The organism is Stenotrophomonas tumulicola (assembly GCF_014117215.1).
Classification (GTDB): Bacteria; Pseudomonadota; Gammaproteobacteria; order Xanthomonadales; family Xanthomonadaceae; genus Stenotrophomonas; species Stenotrophomonas tumulicola.
Window position 1 is genome coordinate 15692 of the sequence record NZ_JACGXS010000009.1, and the last position, 20693, is coordinate 36384.

The 20693-nt window shown below is 66.9% G+C and carries 16 protein-coding genes; 5 read left to right on the forward strand and 11 right to left on the reverse strand.

Features of this window, described 5'->3' with window-relative positions; all coding sequences use genetic code 11:
* Positions 1–71: 71 nt before the first annotated feature.
* Positions 72–1436 carry a 2-oxoadipate dioxygenase/decarboxylase HglS gene (hglS, locus tag H4O11_RS14940; protein ID WP_182340234.1) on the forward strand — a complete coding sequence of 455 codons (1365 nt, stop codon included), beginning with the start codon at positions 72–74 and terminating at the stop codon, positions 1434–1436.
* Positions 1437–1588: 152 nt separating this feature from the next.
* Here hglS and H4O11_RS14945 read toward each other — a convergent pair whose 3' ends face one another.
* The 3 genes from H4O11_RS14945 to scpC form a co-directional block, all read right to left on the reverse strand.
* Positions 1589–2317 carry a hypothetical protein gene (locus H4O11_RS14945; RefSeq protein ID WP_182340235.1) on the reverse strand — a complete coding sequence of 243 codons (729 nt, stop codon included), beginning with the start codon at positions 2315–2317 and terminating at the stop codon, positions 1589–1591.
* A 333-nt stretch (positions 2318–2650) separates the two neighbouring features.
* Positions 2651–3562: a hypothetical protein gene (locus H4O11_RS14950; protein ID WP_182340236.1), complete on the reverse strand. Its 912-nt coding sequence runs from the start codon at positions 3560–3562 to the stop codon at positions 2651–2653.
* Between the two features lie 187 nt (positions 3563–3749).
* The gene (gene scpC, locus H4O11_RS14955) at positions 3750–5264 is read right to left on the reverse strand and encodes a succinyl-CoA:acetate CoA-transferase ScpC (protein WP_182340237.1); all 1515 of its coding nucleotides are present in this window, start codon (positions 5262–5264) and stop codon (positions 3750–3752) included.
* Positions 5265–5623: 359 nt separating this feature from the next.
* Between scpC and glnE the strand changes: the two genes are divergently transcribed.
* On the forward strand, positions 5624–8437 hold the full coding sequence (glnE, locus tag H4O11_RS14960) for a bifunctional [glutamate--ammonia ligase]-adenylyl-L-tyrosine phosphorylase/[glutamate--ammonia-ligase] adenylyltransferase (RefSeq protein ID WP_182340238.1): 2814 nt from the start codon (positions 5624–5626) through the stop codon (positions 8435–8437).
* 402 nt (positions 8438–8839) lie between these two features.
* Here glnE and H4O11_RS14965 read toward each other — a convergent pair whose 3' ends face one another.
* Together H4O11_RS14965 and H4O11_RS14970 are read right to left on the reverse strand one after the other, a co-directional pair.
* Complete coding sequence (locus tag H4O11_RS14965; protein WP_182340240.1) at positions 8840–9400, reverse strand: queuosine precursor transporter; 561 nt, start codon at positions 9398–9400, stop codon at positions 8840–8842.
* Between the two features lie 147 nt (positions 9401–9547).
* Positions 9548–10537 carry a mitochondrial fission ELM1 family protein gene (locus H4O11_RS14970; RefSeq protein WP_182340242.1) on the reverse strand — a complete coding sequence of 330 codons (990 nt, stop codon included), beginning with the start codon at positions 10535–10537 and terminating at the stop codon, positions 9548–9550.
* Between the two features lie 127 nt (positions 10538–10664).
* Between H4O11_RS14970 and H4O11_RS14975 the strand changes: the two genes are divergently transcribed.
* Both H4O11_RS14975 and H4O11_RS14980 read left to right on the forward strand, forming a co-directional pair.
* Positions 10665–11255: a malonic semialdehyde reductase gene (locus H4O11_RS14975; protein WP_182340244.1), complete on the forward strand. Its 591-nt coding sequence runs from the start codon at positions 10665–10667 to the stop codon at positions 11253–11255.
* 86 nt (positions 11256–11341) lie between these two features.
* Positions 11342–12049, forward strand: coding sequence for a YceI family protein (locus tag H4O11_RS14980; protein WP_182340245.1), 708 nt, complete (start codon positions 11342–11344; stop codon positions 12047–12049).
* A gap of 113 nt (positions 12050–12162) precedes the next feature.
* On the opposite strand, the gene H4O11_RS14985 is transcribed toward H4O11_RS14980, so the two are convergent.
* From H4O11_RS14985 to H4O11_RS15010, 6 genes are all read right to left on the reverse strand, one after another.
* Positions 12163–12777 (reverse strand): short chain dehydrogenase, encoded by a 615-nt coding sequence (locus tag H4O11_RS14985; RefSeq protein ID WP_182340246.1) that lies wholly within the window; start codon positions 12775–12777, stop codon positions 12163–12165.
* A gap of 287 nt (positions 12778–13064) precedes the next feature.
* The gene (locus H4O11_RS14990; protein WP_182340247.1) at positions 13065–13472 is read right to left on the reverse strand and encodes a hypothetical protein; all 408 of its coding nucleotides are present in this window, start codon (positions 13470–13472) and stop codon (positions 13065–13067) included.
* Positions 13473–13505: 33 nt separating this feature from the next.
* Complete coding sequence (locus H4O11_RS14995) at positions 13506–14306, reverse strand: siderophore-interacting protein (RefSeq protein WP_182340248.1); 801 nt, start codon at positions 14304–14306, stop codon at positions 13506–13508.
* Between the two features lie 60 nt (positions 14307–14366).
* Positions 14367–14864, reverse strand: a complete 498-nt coding sequence (locus tag H4O11_RS15000) for a PadR family transcriptional regulator (RefSeq protein ID WP_246333522.1) — start codon at positions 14862–14864, stop codon at positions 14367–14369.
* A 105-nt stretch (positions 14865–14969) separates the two neighbouring features.
* The gene (locus tag H4O11_RS15005) at positions 14970–15350 is read right to left on the reverse strand and encodes an STAS domain-containing protein (protein ID WP_182340249.1); all 381 of its coding nucleotides are present in this window, start codon (positions 15348–15350) and stop codon (positions 14970–14972) included.
* Between the two features lie 3 nt (positions 15351–15353).
* Complete coding sequence (locus tag H4O11_RS15010; RefSeq protein WP_182340250.1) at positions 15354–17723, reverse strand: SpoIIE family protein phosphatase; 2370 nt, start codon at positions 17721–17723, stop codon at positions 15354–15356.
* A 249-nt stretch (positions 17724–17972) separates the two neighbouring features.
* Between H4O11_RS15010 and aceE the strand changes: the two genes are divergently transcribed.
* The gene (gene aceE, locus H4O11_RS15015) at positions 17973–20660 is read left to right on the forward strand and encodes a pyruvate dehydrogenase (acetyl-transferring), homodimeric type (RefSeq protein WP_182340252.1); all 2688 of its coding nucleotides are present in this window, start codon (positions 17973–17975) and stop codon (positions 20658–20660) included.
* Positions 20661–20693 lie beyond the last annotated feature (33 nt).

Sequence of the window (20693 nt, forward strand, 5' to 3'; positions counted from 1 at the left end):
CGGGAATCGGCTTTGCTGCTCTGCGTCTACAATGGTGCTTCGCACTCTCCTGTTCCTTTACCGGGTTGCCCATGAGCGCTGCTGATTTCGTTTCGCCCGATGCCATCCGCCGCCAGTTTGCCCAGGCCATGTCACGCATGTACCGCGCCGAGGTGCCGCTGTACGGCGACCTCGTCGACCTGGTGGCGCGCATCAACACGCAGGTGCTGGGCGAAGACCGTGAACTTGCCGCGCAGCTGGAACGCAATGACGGTCGCGGGCGCCTGGACGAAGAGCGCCACGGCGCCATCCGCGTGGGCACGGCGGAAGAGCTGGCCACCCTGCGTCGCCTGTTCGCGGTGATGGGCATGCAACCGGTGGCTTACTACGATCTCAGCGTGGCCGGCGTGCCGGTGCACTCCACCGCGTTCCGCCCGTTGGCGGCCGATGCACTGGCTGCCAATCCATTTCGCGTTTTCACCTCGCTGCTGCGCCTGGAACTGATCGAAGACCAGGCACTGCGTGCCCAGGCGGCCGATATCCTTGCCCGTCGCCGCATTTTCACCGATGGCGCGTTGGCGTTGATCGCCCAGGCCGAACGTGATGGCGGCCTGTCCCAGGCCGATGCCGCGCGCTTCGTCACCGAGGCGCTGGAGACCTTCCGCTGGCACAGCGATGCCACGGTGGCGCTGCAGACATACCACGCGTTGAGCGCGGCGCACCGCTTGATTGCCGACGTGGTGAGCTTCCGTGGCCCGCACATCAACCATCTCACCCCCCGCACGCTGGACATCGACGCCGCACAGCAGGGGATGATAGAGGCGGGCATCGCCGCCAAAGCCGTGATCGAAGGGCCGCCGCGCCGCGCCTGCCCGATCCTGCTGCGGCAGACCAGCTTCAAGGCGCTGGAAGAACCGGTGCACTTCCCCGATACGCAGGGCGGCGACACCGGCACGCACACGGCCCGCTTCGGCGAGATCGAACAGCGCGGGCTTGCGCTGACCCCAAAGGGGCGCGCGCTGTATGACCAGTTGCTGGCGCAGGCACGCGACAGCGACGGTGCGGGCAGCACGGATAGCGATTACGGCACACGCCTGCGGGCAGCATTCGCCGCCTTCCCGGATGACCACGACACGCTGCGCCGCGAAGGCCTGGGTTACTACCGTTACCAGCTCACGGCTGCCGGCCGTGCGGCACCGGAACAGGTTGCCGACCTGCCGGCCGACGCATTGATCGCCGCCGGCCTGGCCACGGCCGACCCGATCATCTACGAGGATTTCCTGCCGGTCAGCGCGGCCGGCATTTTCCAGTCCAACCTGGGTGGGGGCGAGCAGCGTGCATATGCCGCGCATGCCAACCGGGACGCTTTTGAAGCGGCCCTGGGTGCCAGCGTGCACGACGAGTTCGCCCTGTACGAAACGCTGCAGGCCGACTCACTGGCTGCCCTGCATGGCTGACAGCACCGACACCCGGTAGTGACGGGCCATGCCCGTCACCACTCAACCGATGCTGCGCCGCTGATGGATGCCGCGGGTCAGCCTCCCGACGACGGCACCGGGCTCCGCGGCAACTGCGGTGCCAGGAACAGGCGCCGGGCCTGCTCGTCGCGCTACCGCTGCGCTTCCAGTGCGGCGACGATCGCATCACGGTGGAAAGTGGGTTCATCCAGGGCATAGGCACAGCGCAGCGGACCGAAAGGCTCTTCGCCCTGGGGTGCGCGCATCAAGGGATCCACCTGCATCGCGGGCAGGGCCGACCATTGCCAGTTCAACCACGCACTGAGTGCGGCGCGGGTGTCTTCCGGTGACCGTGCGCGTTGCAGCGCGCGCTCGCATGCCGCCGACTGCTGCATGAAGCCGTAGGTACCTGCCAAGGTCGTCCCGGCCTCGGCAATTCCCCTCCGCAGCTGGCGCAGCGCATCGTGATAAGTGAGGAAGGCAGCGGGAGTCAACGGCCGTATTCCGCGATAGACGTGGCAGGCGTCGCTCTGGGCTGTTGCGAGCGGGTGGAGCGGGGAGGAAGGGGTCCGGTCATCAGCCAGGGCGAGTGTCAAACGCTGGCACAGGATGGCGTGTTGCAGCGTTGAATGAGCCGATTTTGCGCGCAGGCAGAGCGCCACCGTCCTGGGAACGCCGTTCTGTGCGACCCGTCGACGCATTCCATCCAGCAGTGAAACGGGCGCCGAGGCTGCCGCAGGTGCGGCAGCGAGAGGTGCAGCGAGCCCTGTGGCGGTGTTGGCCACGCCAGACACCGGCAGGACGGACGCCTCGCTCGCTTGCAGGATCTGTGACGGGGCAATGAGGTGCGACGTGCGGGAACTACTGGGTGCGATATCCATGTGCCCATCACAGCCGATGCCGCAACGCGTGGCTTCCACTTTGCGATCATCACCGCCACGGCTCGTGGTATCCAACTGCGGGGCGTGCGCCAGGCAGAACGCCACTGTCCGGTGCACCCTTGCGTGCCACGTGTTCATTGAGTAATCGAAGGGTATCGCTGGACGTGGGGTGGGTGATGTCCACGACCACCGCGCCCCTGGTGCGGATCTCGCCCTTCAGCCCTGTAATGAGTCTGCATCTGATCCTATTGCAGCGACACCCGCTTCAACATTCCGCTTGCAGCGGCGTTGCCGCGATCAGCCGCTCGCCCTGACATAGCGGAACCAAGGCATTCAGATGCCGGCATGGAATGGCAAGCGGTTCCTGTCGTCCAGTCTCCCGTGCAAGTGGAGGGCCTCCGCCGCCTCTCGCGCCCATCGTTGCAGCATCGGGCAGGTGATATGGAAGCGTTCTATTACGTTATCGGCACGGTGATCGCTTCGAAGCGCATCCATCACAGGACCATGGAACGTATCCGCTCTCTGAATGCGTCTTGCATGGGTGAATCGATTGTCTTTGCCGGCGATCAGCAGGGTCCAGATTCTTTGTCGATTGTCCTCAGCGCGCCAGTCCCCCTGGTCCAGCGCATAGCGGGCCCACAACGCATGGCAGCAGACCGGTGCATCGGTGGCCAGCGCGTCCATGACCTCGCCGACAGCGCGGCCCTGCCAGCCCATCACGGTGCTGATTTCCAGCCCCAGCTCCTCCGCGTTGCCGGCCGCTTCCGCAGCGTTGATCATCGGTAGCAACCTGCCGGCCCGTGTGGCAAACCCGGTCATGCCATCGCGGCCGTGACCCTGGCTGATCGCGTTCTCGATCTGCTGCAACAGTGCACGCAGAGCGGCCGCCTTTGCGGCAAGCAGGTCCACCTTGGCAGGTGTGGCACGGACCTCGTGCTCCCATGCCCTGTCTGACGGCAGAAAGGCGATCAGCTGCTGCAAGGCATCTGCCACGATGGCATCGCCATGGTGCTGGCCGCCCTGAAGGTAGACCAATGCGCTCGCCAGCCCCTGTTTCCGGCATACCGCTGCCACGCCGTCGACGAAACGTTGGGCGTCGGTGGCGGTTGCAGCATCCGACTGCAGGACGGGTACCAATGGAGCCGTGTTGACGACGGAATGGGGAAACGTCCGTGTGTCGGCGGCGGGTGACGCGCTGCGCGCGGCAGCGAAGGTGGACGGGGTAGGTGAACTGATCGGCTCCATCGTGAAAAACTCCGCGTAGGGTTCCGCACAAGTAGACTGCCGCCAACGGCGGGCCGCTTCCACGGAGCGCTCACCGGCTGATACCCCATGCGCCTCTGTGGTATCGAGCTTGCTCGACATCACAGACATCGCAACCGCGCTGTGCTCTTAGTGCGCGGTGTCGAGCAAGCTCGACACCCGACGATGCTCAGGCCTTCATCGTGCCGGTATCCAGCCAGCGCTGGTGCCAGCTCAACGCTTCGGGCAACAGGTGTGGCGTGTGCTTGCCGTAGCTTTCGCGGCTGGCGCGGTCGAAGTAATCCTGCAACTGCGCACGGAACTCCGGGTGCGCGCAATTATCGATCACCAGCTGCGCGCGCCTGCGCGGCGTCAGCCCACGCAGGTCGGCCAGGCCCTGTTCGGTGACGATCACCGATACGTCGTGCTCGGTGTGGTCGACATGGCTGACCATCGGCACGATCGCCGAGATCGATCCGTTCTTTGCCGTGGACGGGCTGAGGAACGCCGACAGGAAACCGTTGCGCGCGAAGTCGCCCGAGCCGCCAATGCCGTTCATGATCCGCGAGCCCATCACATGCGTGGAATTGACGTTGCCGTACAGGTCCACTTCGATCATGCCGTTCATGCCGATGCAGCCCAGCCGGCGCACCAGTTCCGGATGGTTCGAGATCTCCTGCGTACGCATGATGATGCGCTCACGGTAGAAATCGATGTTTTCCTTGAACGTGTCATTGGCCTGCGGGCTCAGCGCGAAACCGGTGCAGGAGGCATAGCCCAGCACGCCATCGCGCAGCAGGTCCAGCATGCCATCCTGGATGACTTCGGTGAACGCAGCGAGATCGCGGAATCCGCTTTTGCCCAGGCCAGCCAGCACTGCGTTGGGGATATTGCCCACGCCACTCTGCAGCGGCAGCAGGTTGGCAGGCAGGCGGCCCTTGGCCACCTCGTGCTTCAGGAAGTCGATCAGGTGCGCAGCGATCTGCTCGCTGGTCGCGTCGATCGGGCTGAACGGACTGTTGCGGTCCGGGCCGTTGGTGCGCACCACCGCCACGATCTTGTCCGGGTCGCAGCGCAGCGCCGTTTCGCCGATGCGGTCGTTGGCGTTGACCAGGGGGATCGGCCTGCGGTGCGGTGGCAGTGCGGTGCCGTAGTAAATGTCATGCATGCCATCGACGCCGGCCGGTTGCCATTCGTTGACCTCGATGATCACCTTCCTGGCCAGGTCCAGCCAGGTCTTGTTGTTGCCCACCGAGGTGGAGGGCACCAGCGAACCGTCTTCGCGGATCGCCGAGACTTCGATCACCGCCGTGTCGATCTCGCCATAGAAACCGAACCACACGTGCTGGGCGACATGGCTGAGGTGGATGTCGATGTAATCCAGCTTGCCTTCGTTGATGCGCTTGCGTGCATCCGGATCGCTCTGGAACGGCATGCGCATGGCGATGCCATCGGCCTTGGCCAAGGCACCATCCAGTTCCGGTGCGGTGGATGCGCCCGTCATCAGGCTGATCTGGAAAGGTTGGCCCTGCGCGTGCACGGCTTCGATGCGGCGGGCCAGCTCAACCGGCACGGCCTTGGGATAGCCCGATCCGGTGAAGCCGCTCATGGCGACGGTTTCACCGGGTTGGATCAGCGCGGCTGCGGCCTCGGCGGAGACCACGCGGTCACGAAGACGCGCGTTGGCGATGCGATCTACTGACATGACGAGGATGTTTCGTGGGGGAAAGCCCGATTATCGGCGATCGCCCGCAGGCGGGGGCTGCGACCTTCGTGGGATGGCGTTTCCCCGGGGCAGGCTTCTGTACCTGCCAGTGTTGTTTTGCAGTGCAGCGTGCAAGTTGCTTTTGCAACCTGCACGATGGCCCTGCATCCCGACGTGGGGGAGGGAGCAGAGCCCGCTGGCAGTTCGCTGCAAGCGGGCTTTTTTACGCCTGTCGATTGTAGCTGAATAGGCGATGCAATGAGGGGGGCGCCGCGACCGTGGCCTGGAAGCGCCCGTCCAGGCCCGGCTGCTGCTGGATCCGCGGTCAGCGGGGCACGGCCCCGCTCTACAATTCAGGTATGACAATCGCCCCCACGCCGCTCCCCGACGCCCTTGTCCCGTTGACCGATCGCGCACTGGCCCGGCTGGCCCACGCGCTTGGGGGGCAGATCCCTTTGCACGGGAACAGGGACCTGACCCTTTTCCTGCGGCAACTGGCGGTAACCAGTGATTTCGCCCTCGACACCCTGTGCCGCCAGCCGGGGCTGCTGGCCCATCTGGCCCAGGACGGCTGCCCGCCGCTGGCGCCGCCGGTGCTGGACCCGCAACAGGCCAGTGAATGGCCGGCACTGCTGCGGCGCTGGCGTACGGCCATGTCCACCCGCCTGGTCTGGCGTGACCTGGCCGGCATGGATAGCGTGGAGGCCACGCTGGCAGGGTCCACCACGCTGGCCGAGCAGTGCCTGCAGCTGGGCCTGGAGGCGCTGGAGCAGGATTTCGCCGTGCGCCATGGGGTGGTCCGCAGCGCCGATGGCCAGGCCCAGCGGCTGGTGGTGTTCGGGCTGGGCAAGCTGGGCGGTGGCGAGCTCAATTTCAGTTCCGACGTGGACCTGGTCTACGCCTACCCGCAGGGCGGCGAATCAGACGGTGCGCGTCCACTGGCCGCCGAAGAGTATTTCGCCCGCCTCGGGCAGCGGCTGGCCAGATTGTTGGACGAAACCACGGTCGATGGCTTCAGCCACCGCGTGGACCTGCGCCTGCGTCCCTTTGGCAATGCCGGGCGCGTGGCGCTGTCGTTCAACGGCATGGACCAGTACTTCCAGCGCGAAGGCCGCGACTGGGAACGCTACGCATGGCTGAAGGCGCGGACAGTGGCTGGTGACATCGCCGCTGGCGAGGAATGGCTGGCCACGCTGCGCCCGTTCGTCTATCGCCGTTACCTGGATTTCACCGCGCTCGATGGCCTGCGCGAAATGAAGGCGGCGATCACCGCCGAGGTCGCGCGCCGCGAGATGCACGATGACATCAAGCGCGGTGCCGGTGGCATCCGCGAGATCGAATTCCTGTGCCAGGCACTGCAGTTGATCCGTGCCGGCCGCGAGCCGGCGCTGCGCGAACGGCGCCTGCTGCATGCGTTGGCTGCGCTGGTCGATGCCGGGCAGATTGCCGCCGAAGACGGCGCCGCGCTGCGCGACGCGTATCTGTTCCTGCGCCGGCTGGAAAACCGGCTGCAGATGCTGCGCGATGCGCAGACCCACACCTTGCCGGCAGACCCGCTGGACCGCCTGCGCCTGGCAGTGGGCCTGGGGTACGCAGGCTGGGAAGGGCTGCAAGCCGCGCTGGCCGTGCACCAGCAGCGCGTCAGCACCGAATTCGGCGCGCTGCTGGCACCCCGCAAGGGGCATGTCGCGCCGGATGCGCTGGCCAACTACTGGCGTGGCCTGCGCGACGGCGGCGATGCGCAGTTGCTGGCCGACATGGGCTTCACCGACCCGGGCGGCGCCGACCAGATGCTGCGCGAGTTTGCACAGTCGATGGGCGTGCAGGCGCTGTCCGATGCACCGCGCGCGCGGCTGGACCGCGTGCTGCCCGCGCTGCTGCATGCGGCCACGCGTTCGCCGCAACCCGATGCCGCGCTGAAGCGGGTGCTCGGCCTGCTGCAGGCCATCCTGCGCCGCACCAGTTACCTCGCGCTGCTGGACGAACAGCCCAGCGCGCTGGCCCGGCTGGTCGACGTGCTGGCGCGCAGCGCGCTGCTGGCGGAACGGCTGGCGGCCTATCCGTTGCTGCTGGATGAGCTGCTGGACGTACGCGTGTCCGGTCCCCTGCCGACCCTGCAGGAGATGCAGGCCGAATGCCGGCAGGTGCTGGCGATGGAAGATCCCGAATCGGCGTTGCGCTGGCTCAACGAAATCCGCCTGGCGCTGAGTTTCCGCATGGCCATGGCCACGCTGGATGGCCGCCAGCGTGCGCTGGACAGCACCCGCCAGTTGGCCGAACTGGCCCAGGTGGTGGTGGCCACCGTGCTGGAAATGGCCGAGGCCGACCTGCGCGCGGCGCATGGCGAGGTGGCCGGTGGGCGCTTTGCGATCATCGGTTACGGCAGCTTGGGCGGGTTGGAACTGGGATTCGGCTCGGACCTGGACCTGGTGTTCCTGCACGACCACCCGGCTGACGTGGACGCCAGCGATGGTGCCCGGCCGCTGGAGCCGGGCCGCTGGTATGCCCGGCTGGCGCAGAAAGTGATGGCGCTGCTGGGGGCGGTCACCGCAGCAGGCCGTTTGTATGACATCGATGTGCGCCTGCGCCCGGATGGGGGCAAGGGGGCGCTGGTTTCCTCGTTGGCCAGTTACCGCGAATACCAGCGTGACCGCGCTTGGACATGGGAGCACCAGGCGCTGGTGCGTGCGCGCGGCGTGGCGGGTGATGCCGCACTGCTGGAGGCGTTCGAACAGGTGCGTGCGCAGACCCTGGGGCGCGAACGCGACGCGGACGTGCTGCGCGCGGACGTGGTGAAGATGCGCCAGCGCATGCGTGCCGAACTGGACCGCAGCGATGCGGCGCGCATGGACCTGAAGCAGGGTGCCGGCGGCGTGGTGGACCTGGAATTCCTGTTGCAGGCTGGCGTGCTGGGCAATGCATCGCGCCACCCTGCGTTGCTGGCGCCGCGCGACACCCCCGGCCAGGTCGATGCGCTGGCGGCTATCGGCTGGTTGCCGGCTGGGCGGGCGCAGGCATTGCACGCCGCGCACGCCACCTTGCTGGACCTGGGGCTGGCCTGCACGCTGGACCGTCGCCCGCGCATGGCGGTAGGCAGCGATGCGCTGGACACCGCACGCGCGGTGATCAGCGAAGCCTGCGCGGACGCCGGGTTGGCGTTCGACGGGCAATGACGGGCACCACCCGGTAGTGACGGGCCATGCCCGTCACCACAGAAGCAGCGGGGCATGGCCCCGCTCTACCGGCGGGCGCGGACGCCGGGTTGGCGTTCGACGGGCAATGACGGGCACCACCTGGTAGTGACGGGCCATGCCCGTCACCACAGAAGCAGCGGGGCATGGCCCCGCTCTACCGGTCGGCCCGGATGCCGGGCCGGCGTTCGACGGGCAATGACGGGCACCACCCGGTAGTGACGGGCCATGCCCGTCACCACAGAAGCAGCGGGGCATGGCCCCGCTCTACCGGCGGGCGCAGGTGCCGGGCCGGCGTTCGACAGGCAATAACGGCCACCACCCGGTAGTGACGGGCCATGCCCGTCACCGCAGAAGCAGCGGGGCATGGCCCCGCTCTACCGGTTACCGCGATGCGGTGACCGGCGCGGTCTTCCACAACAACGCGCGGAACGGTGCCAGCAGGCACACGCCGATGGCCAGCTTCACCGCCAGGTCGCCCAGCGCCCAGCTCATCCACGGCAGTGCCGAGCCGGCGAAGGCGATGCTCCAGAAGATCGCCGTATCCACCGTCGCGCTGCAGGTGGTGGCCACCATCGGCGCACGCCACCAGTTGCCGCGACGCAGCCGGTCGAACACGGTGATGTCCAGCAACTGGGCCACGATGAACGCCGAACACGACGCCACCGCGATGCGCGGGGTTGCCACCCAGATCGACAGCAGCACCGCCAGCGCGAAGCCCGCCCAGGCCACGCGGCGGGCCGGGCCGGGGCCGAACCGGCGGTTGATCAGGTTGCTGACCAGGAACGCCACCGGATAGCTGAACGCTCCCCAGGTCAGCCAGTCATTGATCGGGTACTGCACCAGCACGTTGGAGCCCAGCACCACCGCACCCATCGCCAGCACCGCCAGCAGCAGCGCACGCAGGGTCATCGGGGCAAAAACGGGCGACGAACGCACAGGCATGGCGAACCGGGTAACCAGGAGGAGGGCGCACATTATCCGCCTGCGCGAAGCCCGCGGCCACCCGGAGGATGAACGCTGCCCGGCCCCATGCCTGATGGACTCAGGGGTACAGGCGGCACAGATCCGGGTAGTGACGGGCCATGCCCGTCACCGGCGCGGCGTGCAGGACTCTTCCGCCGATGCGCACCCCAACCGCTGCTTCACCTCGGCCGCCACGCGCGCCGTCTCGCGCAGCGGCTCGATGCGGCCATGGTCCCATTCCAGCCAGTGCGGCTGCAGCCGGCCGCGCTCATGCAGCGCGTGCTGGAACCGCGCCATCCGCCCTTGCACAGTGTTGGCCAGGGCCACCATCACCGGCATGCGCGTGGCACTGGCTTCGGACAGCAGGTTCACCGAATCCGGTGACACCACGATGCGATCGGCCCAGCCCAGCAGGCCGGCATAGGGATTCACGCCATCGCCGCCATCGCCCCAGATCACGTTGGGGATGTCGCGGAAGGCCTGCCGCAGCTGCTCGGAAAGCGCCGGCGGCGTGCGTCGCGACGTGGTGGCCAGCAGGCTGCCGCCCTCGCTGCGTATCTGCGCGGCCAACTGCCCGAACACGCGCTGCATGCCGTCTTCTTCCCACGGTGCATGCGCGGTCGGCCCGCCCACCAGCAACGCCGTGCGGGGGCCGGGCAGGGTGCTGAAGTCGGCGAAGGCCACCCGGCCACAGCCCAGCCAGGTGTCATCGACCGGATTCAGGCTGCCCAGCAGGGTCAGGACATTGCTGCCGCGCAGGGCGTCGTGCTCGGGCACCACCACCAGGTCCCAATGGCGCGAGCGGATGCGCGGGTCGAGGATCTGCACCACCCGGCTGCCGCGCGCACGCAGCACGCGCAGCGCGCCGGCGGCCTGGCGGCCACAGCCGATGGCCAGCGCGGGCGGGTCGGCCAGCAGGGCCTGCAGCGCATCGCCATAGCCGCGTTCGTCACCCGGCAGGCGGCGCGGCGATACCCATCGCCAGGGCGCGCGCGGTTCCAGTTGCAGTGGTTTGTGCGTGCCCAGCCGCAGGGCGCCGGCCAATGCCACGGCCTGGCGCATATTGCCGGCGCGGCCATCGGTAATCGTCCAGGGCGCGCCCGATCGTTTCACCATTGGCATTAATTCGTTTCAGTCCTGCTGGGTGTTGCAACAGACGCGACACTCTACACTGCCTCGCATTGCCCCGGTGGCTTACCTGCCTGCAGGTGCTGCCGGACCGTTGCCCGTTCCAGGAGGATGCATGTCGCACGTACTTGATGCTGCCGCGCTTGACCAGTTGTTCCGCACTGCCCGTACCCAGAATGCGTTCCTCGACAAGCCGGTCGAAGACAGCCAGCTGCAGGCCCTGTACGAGCTGCTGAAGTGGGGGCCGACCGCAGCCAACTCGAGCCCGGCACGCTTCGTGTTCGTGAAGTCCCCCGAAGCCAAGGCCAAGCTGGCCCCGGCCCTGTCCGAAGGCAACCACGACAAGACCCTGGCCGCTCCGGTCACGGTGATCGTCGCTTTCGACGAAGACTTCCACGAAAAGCTGCCCTACCTGTTCCCGCATACCGATGCCAAGGCCTGGTTCGATGGCCCGCGCGAAAGCCGTACCGAATCGGCATTCCGCAACGGCAGCCTGCAGGGCGCCTACCTCATCCTGGCCGCGCGTGCGCTGGGCCTGGACGCCGGCCCGATGTCCGGTTTCGACCAGGCCAAGGTCGACGAAGCCTTCTTCAAGGGCACCACCATCAAGTCGAATTTCCTCGTCAATCTGGGGTACGGTGATGCTTCTGGCCTGTTCCCGCGCCTGCCCCGCCTGGCTTTCGACGAAGCAGCACGCATCGAATAAACGTTCCCGCCGGATGTTGGCCCGTCCGCACGATGGGCTGTCGCATCATTTTCCCGTTCCCTTCGAATTCGAGAGAGAGACCTGACATGAACGTTACCCCCAAGCTGCTGCTGCCGTTGGCCCTGACCCTGGCCATCGCTGCCTGCTCCAAGCCGGCCGAAGAAAATGCAGCCCCGGCCGCCGATGCCGCCACCCCGGCCGCCGCCGAGCAGACCACCACCCCGGCTGCCGATGCCGCCGCTGCTGCCCCGGCTGAAGCGGTGCGGATCGCCTCGGGCACCTACAAGCTGGATCCGAGCCACACCGACGTGCTGGCGCAGTGGAGCCACTTTGGTTACTCCAACCCGACCGCGCACTTCGGCAACGCCGAAGGCACCCTGGTGTACGACGCCGAAGACGTGACCAAGTCCACCGTGGAAGTGAAGCTGCCGCTGAGCGGCCTGAACAGCTTCACCGCCAAGTTCGACGAGCACCTGAAGAGCGCCGACTTCTTCGACGCCGCCAAGTTCCCGGCTGCCACCTTCAAGAGTACCCAGGTGGAATCGGCCGGCACCAACAAGCTGACCGTCACCGGCGACCTGACCATCAAGGACCAGACCAAGCCGGTCACCCTGGATGTCACCATCAATGGCGGTGGCGAGCACCCGATGGCCAAGGTGCCGGCGGCGGGCTTCGATGCCTCCACCACCATCAAGCGCAGCGATTTCGGCGTGGGCGCCTATGCCCCGAACGTCAGCGATGAAGTGAAGATCCGCATCACCACCGAAGCCACCGGCGAAAAGCCGGCCGCCTGATCCAAGGCAGGCTTCAATGAAAAACCCGCTCCCCAGGAGCGGGTTTTTTCATGTTCCCGACGCACCGCCTATGGCGGACGCGGGCTTCGTTTCCCGGCGCCGCTGCGGCGTTCTCAGTTGTCGCGCGACCAGCCGATCCGATAGATGCGTCCGGTCTGCGCGCCCTCTACGCTCTTGGCGTAACCCAGCGCTGCATCGGCGGCTGGCGCAGCTTTGACGCCGCGGAAGAATGGCGCGTAAGAAGGCAGCGCCTCTTCGATCACGGTGGGGCTGACGGCGTTGATGCGAATCCCGCGCGGCAACTCGATTGCCGCGCTGCGGACGAATCCGTCTATACCGCCATTGACCAGCGCCGCGCTCGCGCCTTGGCGAATCGGGTCGTCGTTGAGCAGCCCGCTCGTCAACGTGAACGATCCACCGTCGCGCACATGCTCCAGGCCGAAGAGCACGAGGTTGACCTGGCCCATCAGCTTGTTGCGCAGGCCGATCTCGAACTGCTCGGGCGTGAATTCTTCCAGGGGACCGAAATGGACTTTGCCTGTCGCACTGACCAGTGCGTCGAATGGTCCGACCGCTGCATAAAACCGGCGGATCGAATCCGGATCGGCGATATCCACCTTCGCATCGCCGCTGTTGCGGCCGGCACGGATGATGTCGTGGCGTTGGCCCAGTTCGGCTTCGACAGCTTTGCCAATAGTGCCCGTGGCACCAATAAGGATGATCTTCATTGGTAGCTCCTTTTAAGGTGATGTTTGAAGGTAGTTCCGCCGGGCATGGCCCGGCGCTACGTCCAGGGGTGCATGGTCCGGCGTTACGTCGAGGGGGCATGGCCCGGCGTTACGTCCAGGGGTGCATGGTCCGGCGTTACGTCGAGGGGGCATGGCCCGGCGTTACGTCGAGGGGTGCATGGTCCGGCGTTACGTCGAGGTGTGCGTGGCCCGGCGCTACGTTGAGGGGTGCGTGGCTCGGCCGGCCCCCAGGTATCTACTGTGGCGCCTGACGCCCATGACCGGCATCACCCCAACCGCGTCAGCAGCCACCTGTCTGCAACGGCGATCGGCGTCAGCCGCGGGGTGATCTTCAGGTCCAGCGCACGCACGAAATCCTGCGCGGCCCGCCCATGCGCCTGCCGCGCAACCAGCGCCGCCTGCTTGGCGGTGGACTGCTGCTTGCGCAGTTGCACCAGGTGCACCGAAGGCCGCCCGGGCGGGGCGAACTTCTGGTCGCGGCGCAGCATGTCGGCCACCAGCGTGACGTCGCCATCGGTCCTGAACGCCGCGCCGCGTGCTTCCAGCAGGCTGAGCAGCAACGGGCGCAGGGCAGCGGCATCGCCGTGGGCAGAGAGCGCCGTGTCGAACGCGGACGCGTCGGCCTGCAGGCGCGGCAACGCCGCCGCAACCGAGGAGGGGGTGAGTTCATTCATGCCGCGATTATCGCACTGCCGGCGTGATGCCCATCAATCGCCGTCGGTGTCATCCGGGTGGGCCTTCCAGTAGCCGGTGGAGCGGATCCAGTCGCGCGGCACGGCCAGGTGCCCTTCGAAGAACTTGCGCATCATCCGGGCACGACGCGATTCGGTGGCGATCCAATAGAACACATCGCCTTCCGGTGCCTCGAAGTCCACCAGCGCATCCTCCAGCAAGGTGCTGGTCGCCGCCGGGAAACCATTGCGCTCCAGCCAGTGGATACGCACGTTGTCGCCCTGCGGCAGCTCCTGGCGTTCGGCTTCATCGGCCACTTCGATGAACACCTGCACCTCGGCGGCTTCGGGCAGCGCCTCCAGCCAGCGGCTGATCGCCGGCAGCGCGGTTTCATCGCCGATCAGCACATAGCCATCGTAATCATCGGCCACCACGAACGAACCGCGCGGGCCGCCCACGGCCAGCGTGTCGCCCGGCTGCGCGCGCGCTGCCCACGGCCCGGCCACGCCGTGGTCGCCATGCAGCACGAAATCGATGGCCAGTTCGCCGGCCTGGTGGTCCCAGCTGCGTGGCGTGTAGTCGCGTGGCAGCGAAGGCTCCTTGCCCTCGGGGTAGCGAGGGCCCTCGGCGGTGAGGGTCGGCAGCACCAGCTCACCGCTGCTATTGGGGAAGAACAGCTTGATGTGGTCATCGCAACCGGGCGAATCGAAGCCGGCCAGGTCGGCGCCGCCGAGGATCACGCGGCGCATGTTCGGGGTGACTTCTTCGGTGCGCAGCACCTGCAGTTCGCGGAAGCGGACGTCCAGGCGCAGGCGCTTGTTTTCATGTTGGGACATTGGAAATTCCTGCGGGGGAGAAAGTAATGAGGGATGGATAACGCCGGGCATGGCCTGGCGCTACCTGCATGGCGGGTCCTTCAGCAGCGCGACGGCACGCAGCAGGTGCGCCGCCACCTGTTCGGCTTCGCCGTCGGTCCAGCGGCCGTGGTGATGCAGCAGCGCGCCCTTGAACTGGCGCATCGCATCGCGCAGCGCCGGCGGCATGGCGGCCTTGGCGACATCGCGCGCGCGGTGGTGCGCCCGATGCTGGGCAGCCTTTACCTCATCGGCGCGCGCGCGCAGTTCGGCCTGGCCGGCCGCGGTGATGTGGAAGCGGCGTCGGCCGGCGTCGTCCTCGGCATCCACCCAGCCGGCCTGTTCGAAGCTGGCCAGCAACGGATACATGGTGCCCGCGCTGGGGGTATAGACCCGCGCGAACAGGTCGCTGACGTGCTGGATCAGCTCGTAGCCATGGCGCGGCTGCTCGGCCAGCAACGCCAGCACCAGCAGGCGCAGGTCGCCGCGGCTGAGCATGCGGGCAGGGGAGGAGGCGGGCGTGGCACGGGGCGGGGACATTTCGATATATCGTTATCGGGTTGCGAAACGATATATCGATAACGGTCAGGATGCAAGGTGAGGGCGGGCCATGCCCGTCATCGTCGTGCCACCCGGTGCCGCAGGCTACAGCTCGCCGCGGGCGACCTTGGCCTGGATCGCGGCCAGGTAGGTGTCCAGTTCTTCCTGCGAAGCGAATACCTCTTCCACCGGCACCGCCTTCACCAGTTCGAACACCTTGCGCACCCCCGGCTGCGGCTGCATCACCAGCACCCGCCCGGCATGGCCGTGCAGCGCCTTGCGGGCACGGAAGATCGAACGCAGGCCCGCGCTGGAGATGTACTCCAGTCCGGCCAGGTTGAATTCCAGGATATGCGTGCCGTCATTCAACAATGGCGCCAGTGCGGCATCCAGCTCGCCGTGGGTGGCACCGTCCAGCCGGCCTGCCAGGAAGACACGCTGGTAAGGCCCTTGCGCGGGTTCGATACGCATGCTCAGCTGGGACACGGCTTACTCCTTGCACAGGCCTGCCGGCGACAGCCGCAGGTGGACGTGGTTGCCGCCATCGCGACGTTGGTATTCGAAGTGGTCGCACAGTGATCGGACCAGGTGCAGGCCCCAGCCGCCGATGGCGCGCTGTCCGAGCGCCGCGTCCAGGTTCGGGGCGGGGGCGGAAGTGGGATCGAAGGCCAGCGCGGTATCGCGCACCTGCAGTGCGAGGCCATCGTCATCCAGGGTTGCGGTCACGTCGAGAGTCACTTGCGACAATTGACGCTGATGCACCAACACGTTTCCGAACAGTTCATCCACTACCAGGCGCGCGCGCAGCAGTGCGTCCCCGGCCACCCCCATCTGCTGCAGCCCCGCCTCCAACCGGTCCAGCAGCGCCCGCAGGTCGGCGGCGTCGGCCTTGCCGCGCAGCTGCAACGGCGGCCACTGCAGGTGCCGGCCCACGCTGAGCAGCGCCAGGTCATCCGGGTTGCCGTGGCCGGCGCAGAAGGCCTGCAGCGCCTGCACCACGTCGGCACACACCTGGCGGTCATCGGCCTGCGCGGACACCGCCTCGCGCAGCCGCTCCAGCCCGAACCATCGCTGCTGCGGGCATTGCGCTTCGGTGATGCCATCGGTGTAGGCCAGCAGGTATTCGCCATCGGCCAGCAGCCCATGCGCGCGCGGAAACGCCAACGTGGCACTGATGCCCAGCGCCGGGCCGCTGCGCAGCGGCAACACCCGGGTGCGACCGTTGGCCTGCCTGCGCAACGGCGCCTCATGCCCCGCGCTGGCCAGTTCGAACAGGCCGGTGCGGGCGTCCACCACCCCGCACAGCACGGTGGCGAACATGCAGGCGTCGTTGCGCTCGGCCAGCAGCCGCGCGGCCTCGGCCAGGATGCAGTCCGGGTGCCGGCGGTGGGTCATCGCCGCTTCCAGCACGGTCAGCACGCGGGCCATGAACAAGGCCGCCGGCACGCCGTTGCCCGACACATCGCCGATCACGAAGCACAGCGTGGTGCGGTCCAGCTGCGTGATGTGGTGGAAATCACCGCCGACCTCGCGCGCAGGTACCAGCAGGGTGGAACTGCGCAGCACGAAGCCATCGGCCTGCAGCCGCGGCGGCGGGGCCAGCATGCCCTGCTGGATGCCGTGGGCGATGCGCATCTCGCTCTCGCTGCGCTCACGCACGCCCGCCATCCGCGCGATGGTGTCCATCTGCTGCAGGATGGAACGGCGCGCGCTTTCGAACGCACGGGTCATCTCGCCGACTTCGTCATCGTGGCGCGACGCCGGCAGCGGCTGGCGGAAGTTGCCGGCACTGAAGCGCCGCGCCGCCGCAGTGAGCGTCTCCATCGGCTGCAGCAGGCGCAGCGCGTGGCGGCGCACCAGCAGCAGCCATGCCAGCACGCCCAGCAGTCCCAGGCCAACTGCGAAGTGGGTCACCCGGCGCAGGTCGGCCATCATCAGATCACGGTCGGCCGACAGCACCAGCTGCCAGCCGTGCTGTTCCAGCGCGGCGATGCGGCTGAGGAAGCGCGTGCCGTCGCTGGCCTGGTGGTCGAAGCCGTCTTCCACCTGCGGTGGCGGCTGGCGCGGGTCGAACAGCGGCGCCAGGTCCGGGCGCAGCTCCAGGTACTGCGCCAGCGCCTGCCCCGGCTTGATTTCAGGTGCCGAACTGAGCACCACGTGGTGATCCGGGGCCAACAGGGTGGCGCGCAACTTCGGTGTGTGGGGCAACTGGCCCAGGTCGTGGCGCAGCTGCGCCAGCGGCACGTCCACGCTGACCACCCCGGCCGGCAGCAGTTCGCCGGGCAGGCGCAGCGGCATGTTGTAGGTGATGAACAGCCGGCCCTCCGCGCGCGGGTTGGCATACGGCGCGGACCACCATGGGCCGCTGGCACGCAACGCCTGCCGGTACCAGTCGCGCTGCAGGTGGTCGGTGCCCAGCTGGCTGTCGCAGGCGTGTTCCAGTGCCCCGTCCTGCAGCATGTCGTGGCAGGCATAGCCGTCGGGCAGGCCGGGCACGCGGTCCGGCTCGATGATGATCCTGGCGCCGTCCACGTTCGGGTCGGCCAGCACCGCCGCCCCCAGCAGGCTGTGCAGCTGGGCCACGTCGAACACCTGCCGGCCCAGCGGCGCCAGCAGCATTTCCCCGGTTATCTGCGCCGATTGCAGCGAATTGCCCAGGCTGCGCGCGGTCTGCTCGGCCAGGTGGTTGATCTGGCTGACCGCCTGCCGATGCACCAGCGAGCGTGCACCCAGATAGAACAGTGTCACGAGCAGCAGCAACAATGCGGCCTGCACCAGGCACGACCACAGCATCAGCCGGGTGCGCAGGCTGCGTCCCGGGCGGACTGGCGAGGGGTACGGCGGGGTACGGCTGCCCATGACCACTTCCTTGGTTTTCCGTACCGGATCAATGGCATGGCCGCCGGGGAGGGGGCAAGGAACAGGTTCCGCTTTGCACGTAACACCTTGGAAACATTGGCTTGGACAGCTTCGGACTGTCCACGGCGGGACAAGCCATTTACGACCATACGCACACGTAGCCAAGTGACGGAAGCCACTGGTGCGCTACACTTTGCGGTCTAGAAATCAATAACAGTCGCGCGCGTGCGTGCGGTAATGGGAGCGCTAATGAACTGGTTGAACGAGCTGCTGAACAACGACCCCAACCCGGTGGAAAGCCAGGAGTGGATCGAGTCGTTGAAGGCCGTGATTGATGTCGAGGGCCCCGAGCGCGCGCATCAACTGTTGGAAGGCATGGTGGAGCTGACCCGTCGTTCGGGCGCGTACCTGCCGTTCTCCCCGACCACCGAATACGTCAACACCATCGCGCCGAACCTGGAAGCCAAGAGCCCGGGCGACGCCGACCTGGAATGGCGCATCCGCTCGATCATCCGCTGGAACGCGATGGCCACCGTGGTGCGCGCGAACCGCAAGCCGGGCGACCTGGGCGGCCACATCGCCAGCTTCGCGTCGGGTGCCACGCTGTATGACGTCGGCTTCAACCACTTCTGGCGCGCGCCCAGCGACAACCACCCGGGCGACCTGCTGTTCATCCAGGGCCACAGCGCCCCGGGCATCTATGCGCGTTCGTTCCTGGAAGGCCGCATCGACGAAGCGCAGCTGGACAAGTTCCGCATGGAAGTGGACGGCGGCGGTCTGTCGTCCTACCCGCACCCGTGGCTGATGCCCGATTACTGGCAGACCCCGACCGTTTCCATGGGCCTGGGCCCGCTGGCGGCGATCTACCAGGCGCAGTTCCTGCGTTACCTGGAAAACCGTGGCCTGATCGAAAAGTCCGACCGCAAGGTGTGGTGCTTCATCGGCGATGGCGAGAGCGACGAGCCGGAAACCCTGGGCGCGATCGCGCTGGCCGGCCGCGAAGGCCTGGACAACCTGATCTTCGTGGTGAACTGCAACCTGCAGCGCCTTGATGGCCCGGTGCGCGGCAACGGCAAGATCATCCAGGAACTGGAAGGCGTGTTCCGTGGCGGCGGCTGGAACGTGATCAAGCTGCTGTGGGGCGGTTACTGGGATGCCCTGCTGGCCAAGGACACCGACGGCGTCCTGAAGAAGCTGATGATGGAAACCGTCGACGGCGAATACCAGAACTGCAAGGCCTTCGGCGGCGCGTATACCCGCGAGCATTTCTTTGGCAAGTACCCGGAGACCGCCGCGATGGTGTCGGGCCTTTCCGACGACGACATCTGGCGCCTGAACCGTGGCGGCCATGACCCGCACAAGGTGTATGCCGCCTACCACCAGGCCGTGAACACCAAGGGCATGCCGACGGTGATCCTGGCCAAGACGGTGAAGGGCTATGGCATGGGCAGCGCCGGCGAGGCACTGAACCCCACCCACCAGACCAAGAAGCTGGACGACGAAGCGGTCAGGCATTTCCGCGACCGTTTCAACATCCCGGTGACCGACGAGCAGTTGAAGGACGGCCAGGTGCCGTTCTACCACCCCGGCCCGGATTCGCCGGAAGTGAAGTACCTGCAGGAACGCCGTGCCGTGCTGGGTGGCTACCTGCCGCAGCGCCGCCGCAAGGCCAGCAAGAGCTTCAACGCACCGAAGCTGGAAACCTACGAGCGCCTGCTGAAGAGCAGCGGCGAGCGTTCGTATTCCACCACCATGGCCTTCGTGCAGAGCCTGAACATCACCCTGCGCGACAAGGAACTGGGCCCGCACATCGTGCCGATCGTGGCCGACGAAGCGCGCACCTTCGGCATGGAAGGCCTGTTCCGGCAGATCGGCATCTACGCCCCGTTCGGCCAGAAGTACAAGCCGGTGGATGCGGACCAGCTGATGTTCTACCGCGAAGACCAGAGTGGCCAGGTGCTGCAGCAGGGCATCAGCGAGCCGGGCGCGATCGCTTCGTGGATGGCAGCCGGTACCAGCTATTCGGTTTCCAACGTGCCGATGCTGCCGTTCTACATCTATTACTCCATGTTCGGCTTCCAGCGCGTGGGCGACCTGGCCTGGCAGGCAGCGGACATGCGTACGCGTGGCTTCCTGCTGGGCGGCACCGCCGGGCGCACCACGCTGAACGGTGAAGGCCTGCAGCACGAAGATGGCCACAGCCACCTGGCCGCTGGCGGTATCCCGAACGTGCGCAGCTATGACCCGACCTTCGGTTTCGAAGTGACGGTGATCCTGCAGCACGGCACCAAGGCGATGATGGAAGATCAGATTGATGAGTACTACTACATCACCCTGATGAACGAGAACTACACCCATCCGGAAATGCCGGAAGGGGCGGCCGAAGGCATCGTCAAGGGCATGTACCTGCTGACCGACGCCGGCAAGCCGAAGAAGAACGAGCTGCGCGTGCAGCTGCTGGGTTCGGGCACCATCCTGCGCGAAGCCATTGCCGCGGCCGAGCTGTTGGACAAGGACTTCGGCGTGACCGCCGATATCTGGAGCTGCCCGAGCTTCAACGAACTGCGCCGCGATGGCTTCGACGTGGAGCGCTTCAACCGCTTCCACCCGGAAGGCGAGCAGCGCAAGCCGTACGTGACCGAGCTGCTGGAAGGCCGCCAGGGCCCGGTGATTGCCGCGACCGACTATGTGCGGGCGTATGCGGACCAGATCCGTGCGTTCGTGCCGGCGAGCTACACCGTGCTGGGCACGGATGGCTTCGGGCGGTCGGACACCCGGGCGAACCTGCGCCGGTTCTTCGAGGTTGACCGGTACTACATCGCGCATGCGGCCATTGCGGCGCTGGCGAAGGAAGGCAAGATGACGGGCAAGGACGTGGCCCGGGCGATCAAGCAGTACAAGATTGATGTGGAGAAATCGAATCCTGTTGGGGTTTGATAGTTGAGGTTGTCTCATAAATAAATGGGCGTA